The organism is Helicobacter pylori SA37A, from assembly GCF_000476015.1.
Classification (GTDB): Bacteria; Campylobacterota; Campylobacteria; order Campylobacterales; family Helicobacteraceae; genus Helicobacter; species Helicobacter pylori_DB.
The window spans coordinates 51,800-76,540 of sequence record NZ_CBOO010000005.1 but is presented as its reverse complement, the minus strand read 5'-3'; the positions used below and the strand labels follow the sequence as shown (position 1 = coordinate 76,540).

Annotated in this window: 24 protein-coding genes and 1 tRNA gene; 9 read left to right on the top strand and 16 right to left on the bottom strand. The window is 38.8% G+C overall.

What is annotated here, in order from left to right:
- Positions 1-107: 107 nt before the first annotated feature.
- The gene (galE, locus tag QT76_RS03810; protein ID WP_033616660.1) at positions 108-1,142 is read left to right on the top strand and encodes a UDP-glucose 4-epimerase GalE; all 1,035 of its coding nucleotides are present in this window, start codon (positions 108-110) and stop codon (positions 1,140-1,142) included.
- Here galE and truA read toward each other — a convergent pair.
- From truA to QT76_RS03790, 4 genes are read right to left on the bottom strand one after another with little or no spacing between them, the layout of a single operon-like run.
- On the bottom strand, positions 1,136-1,864 hold the full coding sequence (gene truA / locus QT76_RS03805; protein ID WP_033616659.1) for a tRNA pseudouridine(38-40) synthase TruA: 729 nt from the start codon (positions 1,862-1,864) through the stop codon (positions 1,136-1,138). The two genes, galE and truA, sit on opposite strands and share 7 nt — an antisense overlap.
- A complete protein-coding gene (locus QT76_RS03800) occupies positions 1,865-2,902 on the bottom strand; it encodes an LptF/LptG family permease (protein WP_033616658.1) in 1,038 nt (345 codons plus the stop codon).
- A gap of 10 nt (positions 2,903-2,912) precedes the next feature.
- Complete coding sequence (gene pcm, locus QT76_RS03795) at positions 2,913-3,542, bottom strand: protein-L-isoaspartate O-methyltransferase (protein ID WP_033616657.1); 630 nt, start codon at positions 3,540-3,542, stop codon at positions 2,913-2,915.
- A gap of 9 nt (positions 3,543-3,551) precedes the next feature.
- The gene (locus tag QT76_RS03790; protein WP_033616656.1) at positions 3,552-4,577 is read right to left on the bottom strand and encodes a ribonucleotide-diphosphate reductase subunit beta; all 1,026 of its coding nucleotides are present in this window, start codon (positions 4,575-4,577) and stop codon (positions 3,552-3,554) included.
- A 199-nt stretch (positions 4,578-4,776) separates the two neighbouring features.
- On the opposite strand from QT76_RS03790, the gene QT76_RS03785 reads away from it, so the two are divergent.
- Positions 4,777-4,861 (top strand) — tRNA-Leu (locus tag QT76_RS03785).
- A gap of 25 nt (positions 4,862-4,886) precedes the next feature.
- Here the strand turns inward: QT76_RS03785 and pseC are convergent.
- The 7 genes from pseC to accB form a co-directional block, all read right to left on the bottom strand.
- Positions 4,887-6,023, bottom strand: a complete 1,137-nt coding sequence (pseC, locus tag QT76_RS03780; RefSeq protein WP_033616655.1) for a UDP-4-amino-4,6-dideoxy-N-acetyl-beta-L-altrosamine transaminase — start codon at positions 6,021-6,023, stop codon at positions 4,887-4,889.
- The gene (locus QT76_RS03775) at positions 6,020-6,619 is read right to left on the bottom strand and encodes a hypothetical protein (RefSeq protein ID WP_033616654.1); all 600 of its coding nucleotides are present in this window, start codon (positions 6,617-6,619) and stop codon (positions 6,020-6,022) included. Before QT76_RS03775 ends, pseC begins: the two co-directional genes overlap by 4 nt.
- Positions 6,620-6,711: 92 nt before the next feature.
- Positions 6,712-6,918, bottom strand: coding sequence for a type II restriction endonuclease (locus tag QT76_RS08655; protein WP_324286862.1), 207 nt, complete (start codon positions 6,916-6,918; stop codon positions 6,712-6,714).
- Between the two features lie 34 nt (positions 6,919-6,952).
- Complete coding sequence (locus QT76_RS08650) at positions 6,953-7,261, bottom strand: hypothetical protein (protein WP_001912967.1); 309 nt, start codon at positions 7,259-7,261, stop codon at positions 6,953-6,955.
- Positions 7,261-8,223, bottom strand: a complete 963-nt coding sequence (locus QT76_RS03765) for a restriction endonuclease (protein ID WP_033616653.1) — start codon at positions 8,221-8,223, stop codon at positions 7,261-7,263. Before QT76_RS03765 ends, QT76_RS08650 begins: the two co-directional genes overlap by 1 nt.
- 92 nt (positions 8,224-8,315) lie before the next feature.
- Positions 8,316-9,683 carry an acetyl-CoA carboxylase biotin carboxylase subunit gene (locus QT76_RS03760; protein WP_001887906.1) on the bottom strand — a complete coding sequence of 456 codons (1,368 nt, stop codon included), beginning with the start codon at positions 9,681-9,683 and terminating at the stop codon, positions 8,316-8,318.
- Between the two features lie 14 nt (positions 9,684-9,697).
- On the bottom strand, positions 9,698-10,180 hold the full coding sequence (accB, locus tag QT76_RS03755; protein ID WP_001053790.1) for an acetyl-CoA carboxylase biotin carboxyl carrier protein: 483 nt from the start codon (positions 10,178-10,180) through the stop codon (positions 9,698-9,700).
- Between the two features lie 136 nt (positions 10,181-10,316).
- Here accB and dcd point away from each other — a divergent pair, with 136 nt between their 5' ends.
- Together dcd and QT76_RS03745 are read left to right on the top strand one after the other, a co-directional pair.
- Entirely contained in the window at positions 10,317-10,883 is a 567-nt protein-coding gene (gene dcd / locus QT76_RS03750) for a dCTP deaminase (protein WP_000523106.1), read from the top strand.
- A gap of 158 nt (positions 10,884-11,041) precedes the next feature.
- The gene (locus tag QT76_RS03745; RefSeq protein WP_033616652.1) at positions 11,042-13,288 is read left to right on the top strand and encodes a porin family protein; all 2,247 of its coding nucleotides are present in this window, start codon (positions 11,042-11,044) and stop codon (positions 13,286-13,288) included.
- A gap of 91 nt (positions 13,289-13,379) precedes the next feature.
- Here the strand turns inward: QT76_RS03745 and QT76_RS03740 are convergent, their stop codons facing one another.
- Positions 13,380-14,060, bottom strand: coding sequence for a 16S rRNA (uracil(1498)-N(3))-methyltransferase (locus QT76_RS03740; protein ID WP_033616651.1), 681 nt, complete (start codon positions 14,058-14,060; stop codon positions 13,380-13,382).
- Positions 14,061-14,492, bottom strand: a complete 432-nt coding sequence (locus QT76_RS03735) for a hypothetical protein (RefSeq protein ID WP_000892137.1) — start codon at positions 14,490-14,492, stop codon at positions 14,061-14,063.
- Between the two features lie 55 nt (positions 14,493-14,547).
- On the opposite strand from QT76_RS03735, the gene hemH reads away from it, so the two are divergent.
- From hemH to QT76_RS03715, 4 genes are all read left to right on the top strand, one after another.
- Complete coding sequence (gene hemH / locus QT76_RS03730) at positions 14,548-15,552, top strand: ferrochelatase (RefSeq protein WP_033616650.1); 1,005 nt, start codon at positions 14,548-14,550, stop codon at positions 15,550-15,552.
- 75 nt (positions 15,553-15,627) lie between these two features.
- Entirely contained in the window at positions 15,628-16,293 is a 666-nt protein-coding gene (locus tag QT76_RS03725) for a SoxW family protein (RefSeq protein ID WP_033616649.1), read from the top strand.
- A gap of 9 nt (positions 16,294-16,302) precedes the next feature.
- Positions 16,303-19,113 carry a cytochrome c biogenesis protein CcsA gene (gene ccsA / locus QT76_RS03720; protein WP_033616648.1) on the top strand — a complete coding sequence of 937 codons (2,811 nt, stop codon included), beginning with the start codon at positions 16,303-16,305 and terminating at the stop codon, positions 19,111-19,113.
- A gap of 9 nt (positions 19,114-19,122) precedes the next feature.
- Positions 19,123-20,538, top strand: a complete 1,416-nt coding sequence (locus QT76_RS03715; RefSeq protein ID WP_033616646.1) for a glycosyltransferase family 10 domain-containing protein — start codon at positions 19,123-19,125, stop codon at positions 20,536-20,538.
- A 13-nt stretch (positions 20,539-20,551) separates the two neighbouring features.
- Here QT76_RS03715 and gdhA read toward each other — a convergent pair whose 3' ends face one another.
- The 3 genes from gdhA to QT76_RS03700 form a co-directional block, all read right to left on the bottom strand.
- Positions 20,552-21,898, bottom strand: coding sequence for an NADP-specific glutamate dehydrogenase (gene gdhA / locus QT76_RS03710; protein ID WP_033616645.1), 1,347 nt, complete (start codon positions 21,896-21,898; stop codon positions 20,552-20,554).
- Between the two features lie 66 nt (positions 21,899-21,964).
- Positions 21,965-22,795 (bottom strand): peptide chain release factor N(5)-glutamine methyltransferase, encoded by an 831-nt coding sequence (gene prmC, locus QT76_RS03705; protein WP_033616644.1) that lies wholly within the window; start codon positions 22,793-22,795, stop codon positions 21,965-21,967.
- The gene (locus QT76_RS03700) at positions 22,792-24,015 is read right to left on the bottom strand and encodes a M48 family metallopeptidase (RefSeq protein ID WP_033616643.1); all 1,224 of its coding nucleotides are present in this window, start codon (positions 24,013-24,015) and stop codon (positions 22,792-22,794) included. The genes prmC and QT76_RS03700 overlap by 4 nt, the downstream gene beginning before the upstream one ends.
- Positions 24,016-24,194: 179 nt before the next feature.
- On the opposite strand from QT76_RS03700, the gene QT76_RS03695 reads away from it, so the two are divergent.
- Positions 24,195-24,719 (top strand): hypothetical protein, encoded by a 525-nt coding sequence (locus QT76_RS03695; protein WP_033616642.1) that lies wholly within the window; start codon positions 24,195-24,197, stop codon positions 24,717-24,719.
- Positions 24,720-24,741: the final 22 nt, after the last annotated feature.

Sequence of the window (24,741 nt, the reverse complement as noted above, 5' to 3'; positions counted from 1 at the left end):
TCAATAAAGATGAAATTATAGATTAAATTTTCTTAAAAAATCCTTAAATAATAAATGGGATTAAGATGTTATAATACTCGTTATTTTTTCATTTCAAAAGGGGTTTTATGGCATTATTATTCACAGGGGCGTGCGGGTATATAGGCTCGCATACCGCAAGGGCGTTTTTAGAAAAAACCAAAGAAAACATCATTATTGTAGATGACTTAAGCACCGGTTTTTTAGAGCATATCAAAGCGTTAGAGCGTTACTACCCTAATAGGGTTGTGTTTATTCAAGCGAATTTGAATGAAACGCACAAATTAGACGCCTTTTTAAATAAGCAGCAGCTAAAAGACCCCATTGAAGCCATCTTGCATTTTGGGGCTAAAATTTCAGTAGAAGAATCCACGCGCTTGCCTTTAGAATACTACACCAACAACACGCTCAACACTTTAGAGCTTGTCAAACTTTGCTTAAAGCATGCAATCAAGCGTTTTATTTTTTCTTCTACGGCCGTGGTTTATGGCGAATCTAGTTCAAGCTTGAACGAAGAAAGCCCCTTAAACCCCATTAATCCTTATGGAGCGTCTAAAATGATGAGCGAAAGAATCTTGTTAGACACTTCTAAAATAGCGGATTTTAAATGCGTTATTTTGCGCTATTTCAATGTGGCTGGGGCATGCATGCGCAATGATTATACCACCCCCTATACTTTAGGACAGCGCACGCTCAACGCCACGCATTTAATCAAAATTGCATGCGAATGCGCGGTGGGGAAAAGGAAAAAAATGGGGATTTTTGGCACTAATTACCCCACAAGAGATGGCACTTGTATTAGGGATTATATCCATGTAGATGATTTGGCTAACGCGCATTTAGCGAGCTATCAAACCCTTTTAGAAAAAAATAAGAGCGAGATCTATAATGTCGGCTACAATCAAGGCCATAGCGTGAAAGAAGTGATAGAAAAGGTCAAAGAAATCTCAAACAACGATTTTTTAGTGGAAATTTTAGACAAACGACAGGGTGATCCAGCAAGCCTTATTGCTAATAATTCTAAAATCTTACAAAACACCCCTTTCAAACCCCTTTATGACAACCTAGACACCATTATCAAAAGCGCTCTAGATTGGGAAGAACACCTTTTAAGGTTTCAATAATACACCCTGTGCAAATACAAGCCATTAGCCATTATGGGCGTTCTTATAGTGGCTTTGAGGTTGTGGATTTGCATTTCAATTTCAGCGAGCGTGATTTTTTCTAAGGAATATTGAACGCATGCTTGAATGATCAAACGCACGCTGGAGCGTAAAAATGCATCGCCAATGATTTTAAACACCACGCACTCATGCCCCATGATAAAAGTTTTATAAGCCAAAGCGTTAAAAATGATGCGATTAGGATTGGTTGCCGCTCCGCCTTCTTTCTTAAACATGGAAAAATCATGCTTGCCTGTGAATTGTTTTAAAGCGGTATTTAATAAATCTAGTGAGCCATAATCCCCACAAGCGATATAGGGCGCTAAAAAAGGCGTTTTTAAATTCTTCGTCAAAAGGTAACGATACGCTCTTTTTTGAGCGTCAAAACGCGCATGAAAGTTTTTTTCTTCTAGTTTTTTTAAGACAATATGCGGGGCGAGTTTAGGGGCTAGATAATAAAATAATTTATCAGCGTTCCAGTGTTTTGGAGCGTGAAAAGACAGCGTTTGGTTATTCGCATGCACGCCTTTATCCGTGCGCCCAGCCGCAACCACAACGCTTTTAATCCCTAGCACGTTTAAAGCGCTTTCTATTTTGTCTTGCACGCCAAGTTTGTTAGGCTGTTTGGCATAGCCTAAAAAATACGCCCCATCATAAGCGATAGTAGCCTTAAAACAACGCATTTAATAACGCTTTAAAATGAATTTTCTAAACAACAAATAAGAGCCAAACGCCCAAATAAAGGGGAAGAAAAAGGTCATCAAAAACAAATCCGTAGAAATCACATGCACCATTAAAAAATAAACCCCAACCGCTCCAAGGACATAAAAATAACTCCAATTCGTTTTGAATCGTGGGTTGGCGATACCAAATAAAGGGATTAAAAACATGCTCGCTAAAGGGAATAATGAAACTAAAATCGCTTGAGAAAAACGGCGTTTTTGATTTTTATTAGCGTTTTTACCAAAGGCTTTTTTCCAATAACCTAAATAATCCGTGCCTTGCAAATAAGCCGCATCATTAGAATTGAAAGACTTGAGCTTGTTGCGCAAATGCAATTCTTCAAAATCAACTTTACGCATTTTATCGCCTTGAGTGAAATACGCATGCCCTTTGTATAAATTCAATTCAAACACGCCGTTTTGATTGTTGATATTGCCTTTTTGGGCCAGAATGAAGCTTTCTTGAGAAAGGCTTTTATTGGAAAAAAGCACTAAATTATCATAGGAATTGTTCTCAGCCTTATCCACATACACGAGCCAATCGCCTAATTTTTGCCCGAATTCACCGGCTCTGATGTTAATGTCAATCTTGTCTTTTTTTTGACGCAAAAACCCGTAATAAGCGCTCTTAGAAGTGGGGATTAAAATGAGCGAAAACACTAATAAAATCGTGCTCACTAACAAACTTAAAGGCACAAACGCTTTAGTCATTGTTTTAGGCGAAACCCCTAAAGAGAAAAACACTAACAATTCATGGTCATAGCTAAGCCTTGAAAGCCCTAAAGCGCAAGCCGCAAAAAAAGTGATTGGCAAAATAAAAAAAATGGTTCCTGGCAAGGAATACAAAAAGAGTTGCACCAGATCCAAAAAGCTCACTTTAATCACGAGCGTTACGCTTGCAATACTGATTAATAGCACGATGGAAGAGATAAAAAACAGCACTAAAAAGAAAGAGAAAAAGACTTGCGAAACCGCCATGAAAAGATAGTGTTTGATCATGCCTTAATCTTTATTGCACCCCATCTATAACAGGCACAAACGAGCATTTTTCTAGCACTTTTTGGACGCGCAAAGCGTTATTTTGCTTCACAAAGCGTTTGATCACTTGCTCGTTATTTTCTTGAATGGGTGCAACTAAAATCCCGCCTTCTTCAAGCTGATCAATGAGCGCTTGCGGGATATTTTTAGCGCAAGCAGAGAATAAAATCCTATCATAGGGGGCGTATTGCTCCCAGCCCTTGTTCCCATCAGCGAATTTGACATGAACATTTTCTAAACCCAAATTTTTAAGGCGCAAACGCGCTTCTATATATAGGCTTTCAATCCTTTCCACGCTAAAAACGCGCCTAAAAATTTGAGAAAGCACCGCCGCTTGATAACCGCTCCCGCAACCAATTTCTAGCACGCTATCCACATGATCAATTTCTAAATATTGCGTCATTTTAGCTACGGTTAGGGGCGAAGAAATGTATTGTTGCGCTTGCATGGAAAGGGCGTTCAAAGTGTAGGCAAAATGCTTGAAAGGGGCTGGCACAAAAACCTCTCTTTCAATGTTTTCCATGGCCTCTCTCACTTTGGGGTGCAAATGAAAACGCTTATTGATTTCTTCGCACATCAAATGGTTTTTGATACTATTCAAACAAACCCCTTAAAAATCATCAAAACTCACGCTCCCTTTAGCGTAATTGCTCACCCTAGCTTCAAAGAAATTGGAGCGTTGCTCATTGAAACTTGAAAAGCTCTCTACCCATTTAATGGGGTGTTGGACGCCATAAATTTTAGCGATACCCACTTTACTCAAACGGCTATCCGCTAAAAACTGGATGTATTGCTCAATCAAGCTTGAAGTAAGCCCTAAAATCTTGCCTTGCGTGATATAATCCCCCCATGAGGCTTCAATTTCTACCGCTTTTTTAAACATTTCTATGACTTCATCAATCAATTGCGGCGTGAATAAATCCGCTCTTTCATTCCTTAAAGCATTGATCATGTTTTGGAATAGGATCAAATGCGTTACCTCATCTCTTTGGATAAAACGAATCATTTGAGCCGATCCGAGCATTTTACCGCTCCTGGCTAAAGTGTAAAAATAGCTAAACCCGCTATAAAAATAAATCCCCTCTAAAATTTGATTTGCAAAAAGCGCTTTGAGGATGTTTTTTTCTGTGGGGTTTTTGGCTAATTCCATATACACCTGCGCGATATAATCGTTCTTGCTTTTTAATTGCATATCACTACGCCACATGTCATAAATTTCTTCAGTATTGGCGCTAATGCTTTCTACCATCACCGCATACGCATGGCTGTGTAAGGCTTCTTCATAAGCTTGGCGCACCAAGCACAAATTAATTTCGGGGCTGGTGATGAAGGGATTGATATTGTCAATTAAATTATTGGTTTGCAAGCTGTCCATAAAAATGAGTTGCGCTAAAGCTCTGTCATAGCCGATCTTTTCTTCTGCGCTCAATTTCAAATAATCTCTTTTATCATCGTTCATGCTCACTTCTTCAGCAAACCAGGTGTTAGCGAGCATCGTTTTCCACAAATGATCCGCCCATTGATACTTGATTTTATTCAAATCAAACATGCTTGTAGGATTACCCCCAAAAATCTTTCTTTCATTCACACTTTCTGTAGAATTGGGGTTGTAAATTTTCTTGCGTGAAACTTCCATTGTGTTCCTTAATTTCCTTAAAACTATCTCAATGATATAGTCTTGTTAGAATACCTTAAAAGAATTTAAAACCCCCTAAAAGACGGAAAAAACTCCAAATTTTAAAAAACTTCAATTTTTCAGTATTTTTAAAGGATTAAACAGCTAAAATACTGCTTCTTTATTTTCTACTTCTTATGTGCGCGATGGCGTGCGGTGTGCGGAAGTGGCGAAATTGGTAGACGCACTAGACTTAGGATCTAGCGCCGCAAGGCATGAAGGTTCGATTCCTTTCTTCCGCACCATTCTTAATGATTAAGACTTGAAGCCCTAAATGGAACTCATTCTATTAAAACTTTCAAAAGTTTTTAAAACGCCATGAGCGATGTTTTGAACGCTCTCTAAATCTAAATTCGCATGACAAGGCAAGGAAATTTCAGCGTTATAAAAATCTTCTGCACTTTTTAATGGGGCTGTATTGAAGAGCTGTTGGTACAATTGGTATTGGTAAATGGGCTTGTAATGCACTTGGGCTAAAATGCCAAGCTTGTGCAAATTTTCTAAAATGAGTTTTTTGCATGTAAAAAATTTTTGATCCATTAAAATAGGATAAAGGTGGTTAGAGCTTTGATATTTTAACAAGGGGTGTAAAGGGGTGAAATAAGGGTTATCTTTAAAAATCCTATCATAGGTTAGAGCGATTTCTTCTCTTTTTTGCATTAAAAAGGGGGCTTTTTTAAGCTGGCTCAAACCCAAAGCGCTTTGGATTTCATTCAAGCGGAAATTATACCCTACGCTTTTGACTTCGCCTTCAAAAAAATCTTTTTTGATCATGCCATGAGAGCGAAACGATTTCATTTTTTCATATAATTCGCTATCGTTAGTAACCACCGCTCCCCCTTCAGCCGTAGTGATAGGCTTAATGGCATGGAAACTAAACACGCTCGCTAACGCAAAGCCTCCTACTTTTTTATTTTGATACTCGCTCCCTAGAGCATGCGAACTGTCAGAAAGAAAACTCAAAGAATGCTTTTTGCAAAGCTTTTGAATGCTTTTTGCTTCCACGCTTTTACCGGCATAATCCACGCTCACTATGGCTTTGGTTTTTTTAGTAATGAGCTTTTCTAGGGCCAATTCATCTATATTGCCATCGTTTTTGACTTCAGCAAACACGGGTCTATAACTACTCTCTAAGAGCATGTTAGCCGTCGCTACAAAGCTTATAGGGGTGGTGATTATTTCATTACAATCAGCGTTAAAATCGCTAAAATTCCTATAGAGCGTTAAAAGGGCTGAAGTCGCGCTGTTAAACACTAACGCATGCTTAACGCCCAAAAACTCGCACAAAGCTTCTTCAAATAACAGAGAGCGTTTGCCTTGCGTGAGCTGTTTAGAATTTAAAACCTCTAAAACAGCCTTTTTATCTTCTTCATCTAAACAAGGCTCGCTATAAGCAAACTCTTTCAAGCGAGCAAGTCTTGCAAGCGAGATGGGGTGATCTTGCTTGTGTCATGGACATCTTGGAATTTTTGAGCGTTCAGTCTTGTTTTATCTAAGGTGTTATATTCCTTGTTTAAATGATTCGTTTCAGCGAGCTGTTTTTTCCACTGGTGCAAAGAGTTTTGAATGCTTTCTTTCTCACTTTCTAATGAATTTGAAAATTTCTCCAAAGCCTTCGTGTCATCAATGTCAATATTGCTAGGGAGTTTCAAACTATCGTTGCCTGATTTTTGATTGAAAGAATCAATCGCTTTATCCAAACGGCTTTTAAAATGCTCAAAATCGCTTCGATCTTTTTCATTATTGTGAGCGTAAGCTTTAGAAATCCCCACCAATTCCTTAGCGTCTTTATCCATGCCTTTTAAGCTTTTAAGACGGCTTTCTAAATCCCCTATGGCTAGGTTATCCTGCTTGGCTTGTTTGGCTAATTTGATTCTTTCATCATTCTCTGAAAGATTTTGAATTTCCTTATTTTCTTCTTTTCTTGTGCGCGGACTAACTTTTTGAGCATGGTAATCCCTCATCGTTAAAGGCGGGTTATAATTGTTTGAAATCTTAGACATCCTATCCTCCATTTCGTTTGATTTTCTTAAAGATAAGACAAGCAAACTCTATTCCTAAAATATTTTGATCCACTCAATTCTATCTAAAAATATTAATCTAACTCTAAAATTCTTTCTAACTCTTTGATGAGGTTTGTAATTTCTTTCAGTTCTTTAATATTGAGGGTGAGCTTATAATTGACTTGATTATAAGGATTCATTGGCACCAATTGCTTTTTAAACTCATTTTGTTTCATAAAGTATTTTCTTTCTTTATGAATGTAATGGATTTCATCCTTTTTAAAAATTCTATAAAGCAATTGGTCTTCGCACACTCCTAAGCAAATCAAAAAATCATAGTTGTATCGTGGGTTTATACCATTGAACTAAAAAAGTGTTGTTGGTTCTGCCTTTTCGTGCGGTTTTGACTTCAAAAGACACACCGCTTTTTGTCATAATATCGTATTCATCATGAATAATGCCATCATTGATCACTCCATCTATAGCGTTAAGCACGCTTTTTAAAAATTCTTCGCCAATCTGCCCTATAGCGTTGGCTTCAAAATCTCTAATTTTTGAAAAAATAGCGTTGTAATCTTGCCCTAAATTCAATTCTTTATGTTTTTTTTCAATAATTTTTAAAAAAGTTTGTTCTAAGTCCATCAATTATCCTTTAAACCATCCAAATGATCATGTAGGGCTTGAAAAATATGGCTTTTGCCTAAATGATAGCAAGAATTAGTCGCTAAACTTGCGTATTTTGTCCAATCAATTTCTTTGAATAGTTTTTTTAATTTAGCGTTTAAAACCTTGTCAGCGCTAGTGAATACCACAGCAATACCAGATTGATACTTAACTTCCTCAAAGTTCTCTACAATTTGTGTGCTTTTATAAAAAGTTGATGAAATGTAAAAAGACGCTTTTTGATTAAAAATCCACTCTTTACCGCATTCTCTGTTTTTAGCCAATGAAACCGTGAAAACCTTGATATATTCGCCAAAGGGTTCTTTATGGCGATTCTTATACCAAGAAAATTCATTTTTTTTATTTTGATACTTTTTGCTCCAAATTTGAAACACGCAATGCACATCCACTTCTTTATTTTTAAAATCTATAAACGCATTTTTTTCTAAGCGTTCGCTATAAAGCAGATTTAAACCTTTCACACGATACTTAATAGAACCTTTTCCTTGACTTTCAAAAAACATGGGCAAGATAAAACACACAAAATCACAATTTCTAGCATGGTTGATAAATTCTAACGCCATAACCCCACGATGCCCAAAAGGAGGGTTGCCCAAGCAAATCACTTTTTGATGCGTAGGCAATTTATAATTTAAAAAATCGCATTGAATAAAACCATCTCTTTTGGGTTCAATATCTATGCCAATGCGTCTATCTTTAGGAAACAAGTCATAAAACACCCCATCGCCCGCACTTGGTTCTAAAAAAATAAAGTCATCTGGATTTTCGTATTTTTTAATAACTTCACAAGCTTTTTGGAAGCATTTTAAAGCCACACTAGGCTTAGTGAAATACTGATCTAGAGCATTGCTAGAATTTTCTTTCATCTCATTGCCATTGACGTAGCGTTTAGGAGTAATTTCTTTAAACAAGGTTTGCATGAAAAAATTTTACTACAAAATTATAAAACTTAATGCCGATTCTTTCTGACTGCTTAAAACCCTTAAACTATGCTTAAAAAAATCCTTAAAACTTAAAAATTTTCTTCTAAATACTTCGTGTGGATTTTTGCTTGCCTGAAATCCGCATTTTCAAGCATTTCAAGGTGGAAAGGAATGGTCGTTTTAATGCCTTCTACTTTAAATTCCTTTAAAGCCCTTTTCATTTTAGCGATCGCTCTTTCTCTGTTTTCACCCCACACAATGAGCTTGCCAATCATAGAATCATAGTGCGTAGGCACGACATAATTGGCATGTGCATGCGAATCAAGGCGCACATTCACCCCACCAGGAGCGATCCATTCGGTGATTTTGCCCGGGCTTGGGTAGAATTTTTTAGGATCTTCTGCAGTGATTCTACATTCTATCGCATGCCCTTTGAGAGAAAAGCTTTCTTGCTTGGGCAATTCTTCGCCTTGAGCGATTTTAATCATCCACTCAATGAGATTTAACCCGCTCACCATTTCGCTAATGGTGTGTTCCACTTGCAAACGAGTGTTCATCTCCATGAAATAAAAATCTTTCATGTTAGAATCCAACAAAAATTCAAAAGTCCCCGCCCCCACATAGCCGATATATTTAGCGGCCTTGATCGCTGTTTCTAGCAAACGCTCACGCACGCCCTCTTCTAAAACCACTGCCGGGGTTTCTTCAATGAGCTTTTGCTGGCGTCTTTGCACCGAGCAATCCCTTTCGCCCACATGAATGACATTACCGTGCTTATCGGCTAAAATTTGGACTTCAATGTGCTTAGGCTTGTTGATGAATTTTTCTAAATACACGCTCCCATCGCCAAACGCGCTCAAAGCTTCCGTTTCGGCGGCTAAATAAAGATTTTTTAATTTGGATTTATCTTCTACGACACGCATCCCCCTTCCGCCCCCACCAGCGGCCGCTTTAATGATGACAGGGTAGCCGATTTTATCAGCGATTTCTTCAGCTTCTTGATAGCTTTTAAGCAACCCTTCACTGCCCTCAATCACAGGCATGCCGGCTTCTTTCATCACGCTTTTGGCTTTGGATTTATCGCTCATTAAAGCCATGACTTTCGCGCTCGGGCCAATAAATTCCAAAGAATGGTGCGAGCAAATCTCTACAAAATTCTGGTTTTCACTCAAAAACCCATACCCGGGGAAAATCGCATCGGCTTCAAACAATTCCGCCGCACTGATGATCGCAGGGATATTCAAGTAACTCTCGCTGGATTTGGCCCCCCCTATGCACACTTTTGCGCTAGCCGTATTGAGGTAGTGGGCGTCCTTATCAGCGATAGAATAAATGGCTATGGATTCTTTACCCATTTCTTGAATGGTTTGGATCGCTCTTAAAGCGATCTCGCCTCTATTAGCGATCAAAATGCGTGAAAGCTCTTTTTTTTCTACCTTTTTATTTTCTTTATTCACTTTATTCATGGATTTTAAAGCTTTTCCACTTTGATGAGTTTCGTGCCGTATTCTACCGGTTGAGCGTCTCCCACTTCAACAGAAACCACCTTGCAAGGGTATTCCACTTCAATTTCATTCATGATTTTCATCGCTTCTACAATGCCCACGATCTGCCCTTTTTTAAGCGTATCGCCCGCTTTGACATAAGGCTCAGCCCCAGGGGAGGGCGCATGATAAAAAGTGCCTACCATAGGCGAAAGCACGAAATCTTCTTTTTTATCCACAATAGGGGTGCATACCATAGGCACAGGGGTTTGAGCGTTTGGCATGCTCGCTTCTACCATGATGGGGGCTTGGATGGAGGCTTGAGAATGAGCGGGACTTAACGCATTTTTTTTCGCATAAGCGGATTCTTTATCCAAAACCAGTTCAAAATGCTCATGCTTTAATTTCAAATGCCCTAAATCAGAAGCTTTAAATTCTTTGATCAACTCTTCAATTTCAGAAAGGTTCATAACGATCTATTCCTTATATTATATATTATTTTAAAGTATGCCACAAACGCACAATCTTACTAACCATAAGCGTTTTTAGCAAAAAATTATTGTTATAATAACATAATTATTAACAAACTTTAAAGGCTTTGTGCGTATGGGATTAAAAGCGGATTCTTGGATTAAAAAAATGAGTTTAGAGCATGGCATGATTAGCCCTTTTTGCGAAAAGCAAGTCGGTAAGAATGTGATCAGCTATGGTTTGAGCAGTTATGGGTATGATATTAGGGTGGGGAGTGAGTTCATGCTCTTTGATAACAAAAACGCTTTAATTGACCCTAAAAACTTTGATCCTAACAACGCGACTAAAATTGATGCGAGTAAAGAAGGGTATTTTATCTTGCCGGCTAACGCGTTCGCCCTAGCCCATACGATAGAGTATTTTAAAATGCCTAAAGACACTTTAGCGATTTGTTTAGGTAAAAGCACTTACGCCAGGTGCGGGATTATTGTGAATGTTACGCCTTTTGAGCCGGAATTTGAAGGCTATATTACGATTGAAATTTCTAACACCACTAATCTACCGGCTAAAGTCTATGCCAATGAAGGGATTGCGCAAGTGGTGTTTTTACAAGGCGATGAAATGTGTGAGCAAAGCTATAAAGACAGAGGCGGTAAGTATCAAGGGCAAGTGGGCATCACTTTGCCTAAAATTTTAAAGTGATTTGAAGAAAGATAAAAGCACTTATCCTTTGGGCGTTGTTTAATTTTTAATACAAACAATACCGCAATTTCTTAAAAATGTATTATAATACGAAACTTCAGTTTTATTGAGTTACAAACTCTTTGAGAACAAAACGCTAAACCATTTAGGAAATTACCATGCTAAGGCTCGTTAGTAAAACGATTTGTTTGTCTTTAATTAGCTTGTTCAACCCTTTAGAAGCCTTTCAAAAACACCAAAAAGACGGCTTTTTTATAGAAGCCGGGTTTGAAACCGGGTTATTAGAAGGCACTCAAACTAAAGAAGAAACAACAGCTCAAAACACCCAAAAAATCTATGAAAACCCCCTAACCCACCCCCAAACTAAAGAGCAACCCAAAGAACAAAACAAAAGCGATACAGCCACCCCCCAAAGCGTCTATGGGAGATACTACATCCTCCAAAGCACCATTTTAGAAAAAGCGACTGAGTTATTCACAGCGGCTAATATCAACGGCAACGGCTTAACTTTTTATTCTCAAAACCCTGTGTATGTGATGGCATACAATAAGGATAATGCCGAGTTTGAAGGCTATGGCAATAACAGCGTGGTCGTGATACAAAACTTTCTGCCCTACAATTTAAACAACATTGAGCTGAGCTATACAGACGCTCAAGGCAAGGTGGTCAATTTAGGCGTGATAGAGACTATCCCTAAGGATTCTCAAATCATTCTGCCGGCAAGCCTGTTTAATAATTTTTCCAACGATTCGCCATTCAACTCTGATGGCCTCCAACAACTCCAAACCACTACCACCCCCTTTTCTGATGCTAACACACAGAGTTTGTTTGAAAAGCTCAGTCAGATCACAACCAATCTTCAAATGACTTATGAGAATACAGATCCGTTTTCTAGCGGCAACAATGATCCTAGTGGCCCTCTCGCTTCTCCTAAACCTCATTATGAATGCCCTGGTTATAAAAAGAGCTGTCAAGTTGCTTCGGTGGATTTCACCCCACAAACCGCAGAAGAATTGACCAATTTAATGTTAGATATGATTGCGGTGTTTGACTCTAAATCGTGGGAAGAGGCCGTTTTGAACGCCCCTTTCCAATTTTCTAACAGCCCATCAGAGTGCGGCATTGATTACCCTAAATGCGTTAATCCCTTTAATAACGGGCTTGTTGATCCTAAAGATGAAAAATACGCGCTAACCCCAGAAGAAGTTATCAATAGTTATAGAGTCGCTAATGAACTTACGGTGAATCTCTTGAATGCGGCCAAGGGGTTTCTGGGGCTAGGATCCCAACTGGGCAGCGCTAATGCCCCCGGTGATAATGGCTTCAATCAAGGTGTTTTAGGGATAGCGCCTTTTGCCTTAGATCCTGAAAAATTGTTCGGTAAAACTTTGAATAAAGTGGCTATTTTGGAATTAAGAGACATTATCCATGAGTATGGCCATACTTTAGGCTATACGCATAATGGGAACATGACTTATCAAAGGGTGCGTTTATGCCAAGAAGGAAACGGGCCAGAGGTGCGCTGTGAGGGCGGGCATGAAGTGGAGAAAAACGGCAAAGAAGAGCTAGAATTTAGTAATGGGCATGAAGTGCGAGACCATGATGGTTACGACTATGATGTGTGTTCTCGTTTTGGCGGCAAAAATCAGAGCGCTTTCCCTAGCAATTACCCCAATTCCATTTATACGAATTGCGCTCAAGTCCCCGCTGGGCTTATAGGGGCTACTACCGCTGTTTGGCAACAGCTCATCAATCAAAACGCCCTCCCCATCAATTTCGCTAATCTAAACAGCCAAACCAACCATTTAAACGCCGGGTTGAATGCACAAAATTTTGCAACCTCTATGGTCAGCGCGATCGTGCAAAATTTTTCCACCACTTCCACCACCACTTACCGCTCTTCAAGTAAAAATTTTAGAAGCCCTATTTTAGGGGCCAATGTTAAAATAGGCTACCAACATTATTTCAATGACTACATCGGGTTAGCCTATTACGGCATCATCAAATACAATTACGCCAAAGCTAACGATGAAAAAATCCAACAATTAAGCTATGGTGGGGGAATGGATGTGTTGTTTGATTTCATCACCACTTACGCTAATAAAAAGCAAGGCAATCCAACTAAAAAAGTTTTTGCTTCCTCTTTTGGGGTGTTTGGGGGGTTAAGGGGCTTATACAACAGCTACTATGTTTTCAATCAAGTCAAAGGAAGCGGTAATTTAGATATAGTTACTGGGTTTAATTACCGCTACAAGCATTCTAAATATTCCATAGGCATTAGCGTTCCTTTAATCCAAAGCGGTATTAAAATCGCTTCTAATAATGGCATCTATGCGGATTCTGTCATTTTGGATGAAGGGGGCAGTCATTTTAAAGTGTTTTTCAATTACGGGTGGGTATTTTAGGGGTTAAAAATTGGCTTTAACTCAAGCTTTTTAGCAAAAAATTAAGATCTTAAGTTTTTAAAATTTTGTTTTTAAAACTTTTGCGATACCCCTAAACTTGCGCGATACTCGCTACAAACACGCATGCACTCTCAGACTTTAGCACCATATCTAACGGGATGCGATAAATTTCACGCTCTTTAAAATACCCTCTTTCTTGCTCGCTAAAGCCCCCTTCAGGCCCTATGATAACGCCCTTTTCAAAATCTGCGCTTGCGGGTAAGGTTTCGCCCTTAAAATCCAAAACGCTCGCCTTTGGGTAGGCTTTTAATACCTCTTTAGTGTTTGAAAACGCTTCCAATTCCATTAAAGTGCTCCTACCGCATTGCTCGCAAGAGTGAATCAAAATCTTTTGAAAGCGCTCTAATTTGGCGCTGTCTATTTTTTCATTATGTTGGCTAAAATCCGCATAGAATAAACTCAACTTGCTCACGCCTAATTGATTTAAAAAGGGTAGGATTTTTTCAATGTTTTTGATTTCAATCACGCTTAAGATCAAATGCGTTTTTTTACTGGCCATAATCTCTAATAATCGCACGCCCAATAGCTTTAAAAGGGCGTGTTTTTTAGTGATTTCTGCATGCTCATAGGTGTATAAAAAGCCGTCTTTTAAATTCCTTAAATCCAAACGACTCGCGCTTTTGATACGCCTTGAGCGGTATAAATGCGTATAACTCTCGCCTTCTATTTTTAAAACAGGCTCTTTGGCTAAAGGGTGATAGACAAAACGCATTCAAAGGCCCATTAACACAACAATAAGAATCGTTTCTAAAAAATACAAGATTTTAGCCTTTTTGATATACGCCTCCATCCTTTCCTTTTTAGTGATAGCGAATTTCACGCTTTTATGGCGCTTGATTTCTGCTATCAGCATCAACAACAACCCTAAAAGCATAACAACAGCGCTAAAAGAAAATTCAAATTGCTGCATCGCCCAAATAAAAATCCCGCTCAAAAGAGCGATGCTTAAAAGAATGTAAATCGCTGGCATGACAAGATAGATTTTTTTGTTCAATTGGATAAAATTCTTTTCTTTAAAAAGGGTGTAAAGATTGATCATAAAGGCTAGGGCAAGCAAAGCGGCAAAAAAGGCATGGACAAGCAAGGATTGAGCCATCACAGAAGAATCTTGTGTATTTAATGCTTGCAAACTCATCTCTAACATTAACTTCTTTCTAACGATTTATTTTTTATTAATCGTTTTATTTTAGCATGCACTAATGAATTTGATCAATGAAAAGCTCAATAATTTAGAAAATAACGCCACAAAATCCCCCAAAGAAGCAGTCGTTCTTTTGAATATGGGAGGGCCTAACAGCCTTTATGAAGTGGGGGTGTTTTTAAAAAACATGTTTGATGACCCCTTTATCCTTACCATTAAAAATAATTTTATGCGTAAAATGGTGGGTAAAATGATTGTCAATAGCCGCATAGAAAAATCCAAAAAAATCTATGAAAAATTAGGAGGCAAATCCCCTTTAACGCCTATCACATTCGCCCTTACAGAGCGTTTGAACGGATTGGATCCTACTCGTTTTTACACTTATGCGATGCGTTATACCCCCCCTTATGCGTCTATGGTCTTGCAAGATTTAGCCTTAAAAGAGGTAGAAAGCCTGGTGTTTTTTTCCATGTATCCGCAATATTCTAGCACCACCACCCTTTCTAGTTTCAATGACGCTTTTAACGCCCTAAAATCCCTAGAAACTTTCCGCCCTAAGGTGCGAGTGATAGAACGCTTTTATGCTGACAAAAAGCTTAATGAAATCATCTTAAACACGATTTTAAGCACCATAAACAACCGCAAAAGCCAGGATTTTGTCTTAATCTTTTCCGTCCATGGCTTGCCTAAAAGCGTTATTGATGCCGGCGATACTTACCAGCAAGAATGCGAACACCATGTGAGTTTGTTGAAAGGGTTGATGCAACAAAAAAATATCCCTTTTAAAGAAGTTTTACTCTCTTACCAATCCAAGCTAGGGCCTATGAAATGGCTAGAGCCAAGCACTGAAGAGTTGATAGAAAAGCACCGCAAGTCTCATATCATCATCTATCCTTTAGCTTTCACGATTGACAATTCTGAAACGCTCTATGAATTAGACATGCAATACCGCTTGATGGCAGAGCGCTTGGCAATTAAAGAATATTTGGTTTGCCCATGCTTAAACGATTCCATAGAGTTTGCACAATTCATTATTGAACGGGTTAAAAACCTCAAGGAATAGTAAAATGTGCATAAAAAAGCGATTATTGTAGTAAGATACTGAGTTTCAAACCCATTAAAAGATAAAGGTTATTTCATGTTTTCACTCTCTTATGTTTCCAAGAAATTTTTAAGCGTTTTATTATTGATTTCGCTATTTTTAAGCGCTTGCAAATCCAACAATAAGGACAAGTTAGATGAAAATCTTTTAAGCTCTGGCTCTCAAAGCTCCAAAGAATTGAACGATGAGCGAGACAACATAGACAAAAAGAGTTACGCTGGTTTAGAAGATGTTTTTTTAGACAACAAGTCCATTAGCCCTAATAATAAATACATGCTTTTAGTTTTTGGGCGTAATGGTTGCTCCTATTGCGAAAGGTTTAAAAAAGATCTCAAGAATGTCAAAGAATTGCACGACTACATTAAAGAGCATTTTAGCGCTTACTATGTCAATATCAGCTACTCTAAAGAGCATAATTTTAAAGTCGGCGATAAAAATAATGAAAAAGAAATCAAAATGTCTACCGAAGAATTAGAACAAATTTATGCCGTCCAATCCACCCCTACGATTATTTTATCCGATAAGACCGGTAAAACCATCTATGAATTGCCCGGCTATATGCCCTCTACGCAATTTTTAGCTGTGTTAGAATTTATCGGCGATGGGAAGTATCAAGACACGAAAAACGATGAGGATCTCACTAAAAAATTAAAGGCTTACATCAAGTATAAAACCAACCTTTCTAAAAGCAAGTCTAACTAGGAAAGTCTAATGAAGAATCTCAAAAGCCTGCTTTCTTTTTTGCTGGCTTCTTTTTGGGTCGCTATCCCTTTAATCGCACTCTACGCCTTAGCGTGCGCGATAGCCACTTTTATAGAAAATGACTATGGCACGAGCGCGAGTAAGGCGATTGTGTATAACACCCCTTGGTTTAATTTCTTGCATGCGTATTTGTTGGTGGTTTTAATAGGCACATTCATTAAATCTAAAGCTTTGGAGCGCAAAAGGTATGCGAGCCTTTTTTTCCACAGCTCCTTGATTTTAATCATTTTAGGGGCAGCCATCACGCGCTTTTTTGGCGTAGAAGGGCTTATGCATGTGCGAGAAAACAGTGCGCAAAGCTCTTTTGAAAGCGCGGACACTTACCTTAATATCACCCTAAACGACGAAAAAAAACTTTCTTTAAAAACGCCTTTAACTTTTTATTATTCCAAACGATTAAAACCCATTCATGCCACTTTAAATCACAAGCCTTTGATTTTAGAACCTTTAGAGATCTACAAGCAAAACGCTATTAAAAAAGATGACGCTACCATTTTAGTGTTAAAAGCGACCTATAACGGCGTGAGCCACAAATTCAATCTCATTAAAAACAACAGGAATGAAGGCATAGAAGAAAGCGAGGTGTTTAAAGACGACAAGCTCTCTTTAAGTTTTGGATCGGCTTACATTGAACTGCCCTTTCAAATCAAACTGAAGCGTTTTGAATTAGAGCACTACGCCGGCTCTATGAGCCCTTCATCTTACGCTTCAGAAGTGGAAGTTTTGAAATTGGATAACACTTTAATCAAACCTTATAGGATTTTTATGAACCATGTTTTAGATTATGAAGGTTATCGCTTTTTCCAATCTTCCTATGATACGGATGAAAAAGGCACGATCCTTTCTGTCAATAAAGACCCGGGCAAAATCCCCACCTATTTAGGGTATGCGATGCTTATTTTGGGGGCTTTGTGGTTGCTTTTGGATAAAAACGGGCGTTTTTTGAAGCTTTCACGCTTTTTAAAATCCCAACAAGTTGCTAGTTTCTTGCTCGCTTTAATTTTAATCAGCCCTTTTACTTCTTCGTTCGCCAATGAAGGCCAAATTGACATGCATGGGGGTAAAAGCGCTAAAATTGAGCGACAAAGCGTAGAAAATTCCGCCAATAAAGAAGATTCTAAAAGCGCGATTTTAGAGCGTTTGAAACATTTGAGAGAGTATTCCAAAGACCACTTAAAAGCCTTTCAAAGGCTTCAAGTCCAGGATTTTGACGGGCGTATCAAGCCTTTAGACACCATTAGCATTGAATACATTCATAAGATTTTAAAAAAAGATGATTTTCAAGGGCTAAACGCCATGCAAGTGCTTTTAGGAATCATGTTTTTCCCCAATGATTGGCGTAGCGTTAAAATGATTTACACTTCTAATAAAGCCTTAAGAAAGCTTATTGGCACGCCTTTAGACGAAAGCCGTATCGCTTTTAGAGATGTTTTTGATAGCCGTGGGTATAAATTAAAAAATCTGGTTGAAGAAGTCAATCAAAAATCCCCTAACGCGCGCAACGAATTAGATAAAGACGTGTTAAAAGTAGATGAACGCATCAACTTAGTCTATACGCTTTTTAGCGCTCAATTTTTACGCATTTTCCCTAGCGATAAAACCACCGCTTGGCTCTCGCCCATTGAAGCGATCAACAGCCCCAATAAAGAAATTTCAAGCGTGGCAACGGCGTTTTTAAAAAATATTTTTAGCGGGTTTGATGACGCTTTAAAAACCAACCAATGGGATAAAGTAGAAAAAACCCTAAAAGATTTAAGCGTCTATCAGCAAGAGCATGCCAAAAACCTCTATTTGCCCTCTTCTAAAGTGGATTCTGAAATTTTTTTAAACCACACTAATTTTTTTAACCGCCTGACTTTGCCTTATATCTTTCTTGGGTTATTGCTTTTTATCGTTGTGATTAGTTCTCTTGTTAAAAACACGATTCCAAATATTTGGCTCACTAAAATCCTTTATATGGCTATCTTGCTTTGCGCGATCGCTCATTCTATGGGACTCATTTTGCGCTGGTATGTGAGCGGGCATTCGCCTTGGAGCAACGCTTATGAGTCCATGCTTTATATCGCATGGGCTTCTGTTATCGCAGGGTTTGTTTTACGCTCCAAACTCGCGCTATCGGCCTCTAGCTTTTTAGCTGGTATCGCGCTCTTTGTGGCTCATTTAGGCTTTATGGACCCTCAAATCGGCCATTTAGTGCCGGTGTTAAAATCCTATTGGCTCAATATCCATGTCTCTGTCATCACCGCTAGTTATGGCTTTTTGGGCTTGTGTTTTGTGCTAGGGATTTTAAGTTTGGTTTTGTTTATTTTGCGCAAACAAGGGCGTTTCAATTTGGACAAAACCATTCTTTCCATTAGCGCTATCAATGAAATGAGCATGATTTTAGGCCTGTTCATGCTCACGGCCGGGAATTTCTTAGGCGGGGTGTGGGCGAATGAATCTTGGGGGCGCTATTGGGGGTGGGACCCTAAAGAAACCTGGGCGTTGATTTCTATTTGCGTCTATGCTTTGATCTTGCATTTGCGTTTTTTAGGCTCTCAAAATTGGCCCTTTATTTTAGCGAGCAGCAGCGTGCTAGGGTTTTATTCGGTTTTAATGACTTATTTTGGCGTGAATTACTACCTTTCTGGCCTGCACAGCTATGCCGCAGGCGATCCCTTGCCTATCCCTACTTTCTTATACTTTTTGGTAGCGATACCTTTTATTCTTGTGATCTTGGCTTATTTCAAACGCCATTTGAGTTTGCCTAAATTAGTTTAAAGGATAATCATGTTCCAGCCCCTATTAGACGCTTATGTAGAAAGCGCTTCCATTGAAAAAATGGCCTCTAAATCTCCCCCCCCCCTAAAAATCGCTGTGGCGAATTGGTGGGGAGATGAAGAGGTTGAAGAATTTAAAAAGAATATTCTTTATTTTATCTTAAGCCAGCATTACACAATCACTTTACACCGAAACCCTGATAAACCTGCGGACATCGTCTTTGGTAACCCCCTTGGATCGGCCAGAAAAATCCTATCCTATCAAAACGCTAAAAGGGTGTTTTACACTGGTGAAAACGAAGTCCCTAATTTCAACCTCTTTGATTACGCCATAGGCTTTGATGAATTGGATTTTAATGATCGTTATTTGAGAATGCCTTTATATTATGCCAGTTTGCATTACAAAGCCGAGAGCGTGAATGACACCACCGCGCCCTACAAACTCAAATCTGACAGCCTTTATGCTTTAAAAAAACCCTCCCATCATTTTAAAGAAAACCACCCCCATTTATGCGCAGTAGTGAATGATGAGAGCGATCCTTTGAAAAGAGGGTTTGCGAGCTTTGTCGCAAGCAACCCTAACGCCCCTATAAGGAACGCTTTCTATGACGCTTTAAATTCTATTGAACCAGTTACTGGGGGAGGGAGCGTGAGAAACACTTTAGGCTATAACGTCAAAAACAAGAGCGAGTTTTTAAGCCAATACAAATTCAATCTGTGTTTTGAAAACACTCAAGGCTATGGCTATGTAACCGAAAAAATCATTGACGCTTACTTTAGCCACACCATTCCTATTTATTGGGGGAGTCCTAGCGTGGCGAAAGACTTTAACCCTAAGAGTTTTGTGAACGTTTGTGATTTTAAAAACTTTGATGAAGCGATTGATTACGTGAGATACTTGCACACGCACCCAAACGCCTATTTAGACATGCTCTATGAAAACCCTTTAAACACCCTTGATGGGAAAGCTTACTTTTACCAAGATTTGAGTTTTAAAAAAATCCTAGATTTTTTTAAAACGATTTTAGAAAACGACACGATCTATCACAATAACCCTTTCATTTTCTATCGTGATTTGAATGAGCCGTTAATATCCATTGATGATTTGAGGGTTAATTATGATGATTTGAGGGTTAATTATGATGATTTGAGGGTTAATTATGATGATTTGAGGGTTAATTATGATGATTTGAGGGTTAATTATGATGATTTGAGGGTTAATTATGATGATTTGAGGGTTAATTATGATGATTTGAGGGTTAATTATGATGATTTGAGAGCCGATTACGATCGCCTTTTACAAAACGCTTCGCCTTTATTGGAACTCTCTCAAAACACCACTTTTAAAATCTATCGCAAAGCTTACCAAAAATCCTTACCTTTGTTGCGCGCCATAAGGAGATGGGTTAAAAAATTGGGTTTGTAAAATTGGGGGTAAATCAAACCCCTTGCGCTATCATCGCAGACGCTACTTTTCTAAAACCAGCGATATTAGCCCCTAAAACAAAATTAGTAGGATCTTTAAACTCTTTAGCGGTTTGAGAGACATTTTTATAAATCTCTTTCATAATGTGGTGTAATTTCGCATCCACCACTTCAAAACTCCAAGGGTGCATGCTCGCGTTTTGCGCCATTTCCAAACCGCTCACGCTCACCCCCCCAGCATTAGCCGCCTTGCCTATACCATAAGAAATCTTAGCCTGCAAAAACAATTCAACCGCTTCATTGCTTGAGGGCATGTTCGCCCCTTCAGCCACGCATTTACACCCATTAGAAAGGAGGGTTTTAGCGTCTAAAGCACTCAATTCATTCTCAGTCGCGCTAGGAAAAGCCGCAAAACAAGGCACATGCCACACTGCATTCCCCCCTTTGGGGTAATTTTCTGTGGGGGTGTATTTCGCGCTCTTCTTTTCTAAAGCGTATTCTTTGATCCTCCCACGACGCGCTTCTTTAATCTCTTTCAAAAGCTCTAAATCAATGCCGTCTTTATCATAAATCATGCCATTAGAATCGCTCGCCGTTACCGGTTTGGCTCCTATTTGAAGTAATTTTTCAATGGTATAAATAGCGACATTACCGCTCCCAGAAACGCTGCAAACCTTACCCTCTAAAGAGCTGTTCCTTTCTTGCAACATTTCTTCAGCAAAATACACGCACCCATAGCCGGTAGCTTCTTTTCTGCACAAGCTCCCCCCATAAGTGAGTCCTTTACCGGTCAATACGCCCTCAAAACGATTGACTAATTTTTTGTATTGCCCAAACAGATAGCCAATCTCTCTTTCGCCCACTCCAATATCCCCGGCTGGCACATCAGTCGTGGCTCCAATGTGGCGGTATAATTCATTCATGAACGCCTGGCAAAAACGCATGATCTCATGCTCGCTCTTCCCTTTAGGGTCAAAATCGCTCCCCCCCTTAGCGCCCCCCATAGCCAAAGTGGTGAGCGAATTTTTCAACACTTGCTCAAAGCCTAAAAACTTGATCACGCTTTCATTCACGCTAGGGTGGAATCTCAAGCCCCCCTTATAAGGGCCAATAGCTGAATTGAATTCAACCCTACACCCTCGATTGACTTGGATTTGATGGTTATCATCTAGCCAACACACCCTAAAAAAAATCTCCCTTTCAGGCTCAATCAAACGCTCTAAAACCGCATGCTTTTCATAGCTTTTATCGCTGTCTAAAAGGGGTTTTAACGAAGTGATAGCCTCATAGACGGCTTGATGGAACTCTTTTTGATAGGGGTATTTTTTCTGTAAAGATTGGAGAATTTTTTCAACATACATGAGCGGCATCCTTTATTGTTTTAAGTGTTTTTATTGTAACACTAAAAGGGTAATTAAGTTTTAACCTTATTTTAAAAAACTTTTTAAAACGCCCACAAACCCTCTATCAAAGCCGCTCAAATCTTTGTAAAACTCTGCATCATAGCCGCAAAATTCCAAGCATTCTTTCAAGCTTTTTAACTGGTCATACCCCATTTCACAAACCAAAAAAGGGATTTTTAATCCAGCGGCTAAAAAAACGATTTCTTTTAAGATTTCATCGCCTTTAACCCCCCCAAAAAGGGCTTCGTGCGGTTCTTTGAGGACGGATTTTTCCAAAGGATAACCTTTAGCGATATAGGGCGGGTTAGAGACAAGCATTTCTATCGTTGGCATGCGATCCCAAAGGCGTGTTTGTTTTAAAAAAACACGCTCTTTTAAATTAAAGCGTTCAATATTTTTTAACGCCACTTCTAAAGCTTTGGGTGAAATATCGCTCGCATAAATAGAGAGATTAGGGTTTTCTAAAGCCAAACTAATGGACACGCATCCGCTCCCTATGCCGATTTCGCCTATCTCTTTTAAATGGTATTGAGAAATAACATCAAGGGCTTTTTGGACTAAAATCTCCGTTTCAGGCCGTGGGATTAAAACATGCTCATTCACGAAAAAAGAGCACCCATAAAAATCACAGCTTTCTAATAAATACTCTATGGGGCAGTCATTCAAGCGCTTTTCTACTAATTCAAAAAAACACGCCTCTTCTTCGTGGGTTAATTCCAAATGCTCATGCGTGTGCAAAAAAACCCTTTCTTTTTGCAAGACAAAGCCTAATAAAATTTCAGACTCCAAGCCCCCCCTAAAGCCTTTTTGCGATAATTCTTTTTTGGCTTTATTTAGGGCTTGTGAAAGGGTCATTCAATTTCATAATCCAAAGCTTTCAAGCGTTCTAATAGCGGCGGGTGCGTGAAATGCAAGAAAACATAAAAAGGGTGCGAATAGGGGAACGCTTTATTTTCACTCACAATAGACACTAACGCTTTGGCTAAAGTCTCTTTAGAGCTTAAACTCGCCCCAAACTTGTCCGCATTGTATTCGTTCTTTCGGCTAAAAAACCCGATCAAAGGCATGGCGTAAAAGGAAAACACCGGCAAAAACAAGAGTAAAATCGCAATCAAACTCGCTGGCGTTTGCGAGACATTGAAGCCTTCAAAAACCAATGGTGGCAAATGAGCGATCAGAGCAAAAACAAGAGCGAGCAAGCCTCCCATAATCCCTAAACTTTTCAACAAATCCTTATTTTTAAAATGCCCTAATTCATGCCCTAAAATAGCTAAAAGCCCTTCTGTCCCAACTTTAGAGATCAGAGTGTCAAACAACACCACCCGCTTGTTTTTACCCAAGCCCCCAAAATACGCATTCAAACGCCCATCTCTCTTGCTAGCGTCCATCACAAAAATGCCTTGAGATTTAAAACCCACTTTATCCATCATGCCCTCAATTTGACTCTCTAAATCCCGGTTATTTAAGGGGGTGAATTGGTTGAAAAGCTGAGCGATTTTAGGGTAAAAAAGATTGGCTAATATCATAAAAACAAACACGACAAAAAACGAGCTAATCTCCCAATGCTCCACATGTTCAATGATCATAATAAGAGTGTAAATCAACAACAACCCCACGCTTAAAGTGAGCGATAACCCTTTGAAAAAATCCTTGAAAAACAACGACAAGCTCACCTTAGAAAAGCCAAACTCCTTATCCAAATGCATGGTGGTGTAGTAGCTAATGGGTAAAGCTAAAACGCTTTGAATCGCTAAAAACAACAAGGCAAACACCAAGTAGCCTAGCGTTTCAGGAAGGTTTAAATAATGCGTCAAATCTTCTAAATGCGTCAAACCAAAAAAGACCCACCCAGCAAAGATTATCCCATCTAAAATTTGAGAAATAATGGATAATTGCATTTTCCTAATGGCATAATGACCCGCTTCTTCATAATCCTTTTGTGGGAGTAAAACAGGCTTCTCGCAGAGTTTTTGACGGATAAATTTCAATTGCAAAATATCGCCTACAATGTAAGGAGTCGTAAAAAAGAGCAAATAAAAAATACAGATTATCATATCTATCCATATATCAAGCATATTCTAAACTCCTTTTTTTGAATGAATTTACCAATAAAAGTGTAGGAATTATAACAATTTTTCAAAAATTTACCATAAAATTAAATAAATATGGTAGAAAAAAGGGTTGCGTTTGAGCGTTTTTAATCCAATCATAAAAAGCTGTGTTATCCAACCCGCTACCAACAAAAAGGTTCGTCATGCCCCATTCTTTAAAAAAGCGTTTTTTAATCGTTTATACCCTTTCTACCTTGCTTTTAGTGGGGGTTTTGTTAGCGTTGTTTTTCTTTTATGCGAAAAATAACCTTTTAGAAAACACCCAAATACGCATGCAATACACCGCTGATGCAATCGCTAAAAGCCTTTTAGAACTCAATAATGCCTCTTCTTTAGAGCCTTTAAAAACCTTAGAAGAACGATTCAAAAACACCCCCTTTGTCTTATTAGATGAAGACAACAAAGTCAAGTTTTCTAATATCGGGGCGTTTGTGGCCTCTTTTAAAAATGACGCCTTAATTAAAACCCCTTATTTTGCGCTTAAAAAACAGGGCTTTTACCTCACAGACAGCACCCCAACTAACCGCTTAGGGGTTTCTAAAATCATTATCGCAGAAGAAGAAATTCAAAAAAATTTTATCCCCCTTTATAAAATGATAGGCTATGCGTTTTTGGGCGTGAGTTTGTTTGTCGCGCTAATAGCTAGGTGGCTTTATCAAATCCAATAAAACTATAGATTTATTTTCAAAT

Excerpts from the sequence above, each read along its gene's own strand:
- QT76_RS03715 (WP_033616646.1), top strand. The coding sequence starts at position 19,123 with ATGTTCCAGCCCCTATTAGACGCTTATGTAGAAAGCGCTTCCATTGAA.
- QT76_RS03745 (WP_033616652.1), top strand. The coding sequence starts at position 11,042 with ATGCTAAGGCTCGTTAGTAAAACGATTTGTTTGTCTTTAATTAGCTTG.
- QT76_RS03735 (WP_000892137.1), bottom strand. The coding sequence starts at position 14,492 with ATGTTAGAGATGAGTTTGCAAGCATTAAATACACAAGATTCTTCTGTG.
- QT76_RS03700 (WP_033616643.1), bottom strand. The coding sequence starts at position 24,015 with ATGCTTGATATATGGATAGATATGATAATCTGTATTTTTTATTTGCTC.
- QT76_RS03725 (WP_033616649.1), top strand. The coding sequence starts at position 15,628 with ATGTTTTCACTCTCTTATGTTTCCAAGAAATTTTTAAGCGTTTTATTA.
- hemH (WP_033616650.1), top strand. The coding sequence starts at position 14,548 with ATGAATTTGATCAATGAAAAGCTCAATAATTTAGAAAATAACGCCACA.
- QT76_RS03740 (WP_033616651.1), bottom strand. The coding sequence starts at position 14,060 with ATGCGTTTTGTCTATCACCCTTTAGCCAAAGAGCCTGTTTTAAAAATA.
- QT76_RS03800 (WP_033616658.1), bottom strand. The coding sequence starts at position 2,902 with ATGATCAAACACTATCTTTTCATGGCGGTTTCGCAAGTCTTTTTCTCT.
- galE (WP_033616660.1), top strand. The coding sequence starts at position 108 with ATGGCATTATTATTCACAGGGGCGTGCGGGTATATAGGCTCGCATACC.
- QT76_RS08650 (WP_001912967.1), bottom strand. The coding sequence starts at position 7,261 with ATGGACTTAGAACAAACTTTTTTAAAAATTATTGAAAAAAAACATAAA.
- truA (WP_033616659.1), bottom strand. The coding sequence starts at position 1,864 with ATGCGTTGTTTTAAGGCTACTATCGCTTATGATGGGGCGTATTTTTTA.
- accB (WP_001053790.1), bottom strand. The coding sequence starts at position 10,180 with ATGAACCTTTCTGAAATTGAAGAGTTGATCAAAGAATTTAAAGCTTCT.
- QT76_RS03695 (WP_033616642.1), top strand. The coding sequence starts at position 24,195 with ATGCCCCATTCTTTAAAAAAGCGTTTTTTAATCGTTTATACCCTTTCT.
- prmC (WP_033616644.1), bottom strand. The coding sequence starts at position 22,795 with ATGACCCTTTCACAAGCCCTAAATAAAGCCAAAAAAGAATTATCGCAA.
- ccsA (WP_033616648.1), top strand. The coding sequence starts at position 16,303 with ATGAAGAATCTCAAAAGCCTGCTTTCTTTTTTGCTGGCTTCTTTTTGG.
- dcd (WP_000523106.1), top strand. The coding sequence starts at position 10,317 with ATGGGATTAAAAGCGGATTCTTGGATTAAAAAAATGAGTTTAGAGCAT.
- QT76_RS03775 (WP_033616654.1), bottom strand. The coding sequence starts at position 6,619 with ATGTCTAAGATTTCAAACAATTATAACCCGCCTTTAACGATGAGGGAT.
- QT76_RS03765 (WP_033616653.1), bottom strand. The coding sequence starts at position 8,223 with ATGCAAACCTTGTTTAAAGAAATTACTCCTAAACGCTACGTCAATGGC.
- QT76_RS03790 (WP_033616656.1), bottom strand. The coding sequence starts at position 4,577 with ATGGAAGTTTCACGCAAGAAAATTTACAACCCCAATTCTACAGAAAGT.
- gdhA (WP_033616645.1), bottom strand. The coding sequence starts at position 21,898 with ATGTATGTTGAAAAAATTCTCCAATCTTTACAGAAAAAATACCCCTAT.